A 2,988-nucleotide genomic window follows, 5' to 3' on the forward strand; every position below is an offset into this window, starting at 1 on the left:
TTGAAGGCCAAAATGCAGAACGTCCTTATGTATTAGGATCTAATTACAATGGCAAGGAATACAGCCCTTTCCATAACAAAAACAATGATATCAAGGCGATACAGACAAGGAGCGGACATAAACTTATTTTCACTGAAGACGAAAGTATTTTGCTTTCGGACAAGAATGGCAACACTCTAAAGTTTGACACCCAAGGCAAAAATATAGAGATTTCTGCGCCTGAGAGTATCTCATTGTGCGCAGGTAAAGACCTCAATCTTAGTGCCGGCAACAATTTAGTGATGGACGTAGCCAACACAGCTTTCTTCAATGTATTGCAACAAATGTTGGTAACCACCCCATTTATGAAACAACTCATTGCCGACTATTTCCACACCCAAGCTGGCAAAGCCCTTATCAACTCTGATGACCAAATCAAGATAGAAGCCCGAGAAACCAATGTGGCAGGGCTGGAAAAACTCTTTATCCACTCTGATGAGTTGGCAACAGTGAACTCTAAGGGCTTGCTTGAGGTGAAGGGAGAAAGAGGAACAGAACATAGTAATAAAGCAGAAAATTATGAAGTATTAGAAAGTTTTTCAGAAACAAATACAATAGTATATTTCAGACCTAAAGATACTTGGAAAGGTGAATTTGGATTTGATTGGCTTAGAGAACAAAATGGACTTATTACTGATAAGGTAGATTATAGAAATATGGTTGGAAAATACTATAAGTATAGTGATGAAAAAATGGTAAAATCAATAATTCCAAAAAATCAAAAGGCATCAAGTTTAAAAGATTTTTATATAGATGACCCTAATAAATGGTATAGAGAGAGGTTTTTGGGAAAAACCATCCTTAATTTCAAACAAGACCCTCAATACGAAACTAAAAATAACAAAGGTGATAATACATTTGAAAAATTAGCCCAAAGTTTTAAACACTTTAATTTTGCCCAAAAGGAAATAACAAATCAAAATGGGGTGGAAGAAGATAAATATAATATATTTTCCTATTACAGATCCTATATTGCTTTATTTCCAGCCACTGAGAACTATGGTACTAATACAGCAGAAATAGATTTACACATTAAATTTTTAAATGGAGAAAAACCTGATTATTTACTTTTCAAAATAGATAATTTTGATTTGACAAAATGCGAACATCAGAACATAGGAATTGATCGTGTTAAGATAGATAATCCAAGAGAGATCGAGACTATAAAGATCTGTTGCAAGAATAAAGAAAACTTCACAAAGGACAAGAACATAAAGGTATATGCTGTTAAAAAGCAGTCCAATGGTGAGGTAACAGAGCATCTTGCAGGCTGTATAACAATGGTAGCTCCAATAATAAAAACACTGGATGTCGCGGTGGTATCTGTGAAAGTGGATAGAGATGGAGGTGTTCCTACTCTTGATTGGGAGACTTTTTTCAAAAACACATTAGGTCAAGCATTAATTAAAGTAAGCAATATAATGACTACTAATCCAGTACTTAACAATAAAGAACTAAGAATAGACATCTCTTCTAAAAAGAGTATCTATGATATTGATTCAGAATTTATGTTAAAAACAGAAGGATTAGAAAGAGATCTCGAGACCTTATTTAGAAATGATCATCCTAACTTGTATAGAAAATGTTTTACTTTATATTTTTTAGATGTAGCATCTACAGATCGAAATGGATATAGTGGAATAAATAAGCACTATGGGATTATGTTTAATACACATACTGAAGAAACAATAACGCACGAATGTTTGCATGGTTTGACATTACCACATTCTTTTTCTTATACAGAATGGACTAATTATGTGTATGAAGCAATGGCTACAGATAATATAATGGACTATTCTCATTTAGTAAAAGATCCTGTATCTGGCAACGCACGAAGTCCTATAAATCGTTTTCAATTATGGAAATGGCAATGGGAAACTATACGAAAACATTATTTATTAAAATAAATCTCTTATGAGGAAAATATTATTATACATTGTAGTATTAACAATAAATCATATGATGGCACAAGAAAACAAAAATTCTTTAAAAGATACGATTAAGTTTGAAAAATTTGATTTTAATCTATGGGATACAAGGTATAAAAACTTTGAAAAGGTTTCTGATAACAAGTATTCTGGATATTATAAGCTAAAAGACGGTAGTTATTTTCGTCCTTGTAATGGGAGTGATGGTTCTGTTTTTTATGTTGTAGTACCTCCCTTACCTGTCTATTATCATTATTTTTATGATTATTATGAAAATGGAAACCCTAAAGCCTATGGTAAATATGCAAGTATGCAAACAAAAGTAAAAATAGGTATTTGGCATTACTTTGATGAGAATGGCAAAGAAACTCAAGTGAATGAAGAAGCAAAATTAGGTAAATGGACATTTAATGCTATTTTAGAGGTATTGCATAAAGATGGCGTTATTGATCTCTACACAGGTAAAAATAGGGATTGGGATAAATTATATATTGAATTTAAAAATAATAACAGAGAGGTAGCTGTTATCGTTTTTAAAGAAAGAATAGATATATTGATAGATACTTATTACGAATATATATTTAACTGCAAAACAGGAAAGTACACTCGTGAAGAGTACGAACGTTATAATGAAAATGCTAAGGAAATGCCTACACTTCCTCCTTTGAAAAATAGTAAAAAGAATAAACGTAAAAGAAAAAATAGCATATCAATAAGTGAGGAAGAGTACCAAGACCTTCAGAAAAATAAAGAAAAAAAGTTGGTTAGAAAAACTATTTAGTTAAGATATTATGCCACAAATCATCACCAATACCGCAGAACTCAGTTGCAATCAAGGTACTGCCAAAAGCAATCTTACTGTAACAAGTCAGGATTTTGTAACTATTGAGGACAAGCCTATTGCTACTGAAGGAGACAAACAGGCCAATGTGAATATAATGCCTTTTGGTCAGTGCAAACTAAAGCCTAGCACAAGTGGTTACTTGCCTTGTATGCCTGCTCCTATAAAATGGGAGCAAAC

Annotated in this window: 2 protein-coding genes and 1 pseudogene; all 3 read left to right on the plus strand. The window is 32.5% G+C overall.

What is annotated here, in order from left to right; genetic code table 11:
* Positions 1-1,946: pseudogene (locus tag HMPREF9074_RS12430) on the plus strand (Rhs element Vgr protein); the annotation flags it as partial.
* Positions 1,947-1,998: 52 nt separating this feature from the next.
* Entirely contained in the window at positions 1,999-2,748 is a 750-nt protein-coding gene (locus HMPREF9074_RS09540) for a hypothetical protein (protein WP_231121907.1), read from the plus strand.
* 10 nt (positions 2,749-2,758) lie between these two features.
* Positions 2,759-2,988 (plus strand): PAAR-like protein (locus HMPREF9074_RS09545; RefSeq protein ID WP_034540444.1); only part of this gene is annotated, 230 nt, incomplete at its 3' end.

The sequence above is a fragment of the Capnocytophaga sp. oral taxon 329 str. F0087 genome (assembly GCF_000213295.2).
In the GTDB taxonomy this organism is placed as follows: domain Bacteria; phylum Bacteroidota; class Bacteroidia; order Flavobacteriales; family Flavobacteriaceae; genus Capnocytophaga; species Capnocytophaga leadbetteri_A.

Coding starts and splice junctions, on each gene's coding strand:
- HMPREF9074_RS09540 (WP_231121907.1), top strand. CDS start 1,999: ATGATGGCACAAGAAAACAAAAATTCTTTAAAAGATACGATTAAGTTT.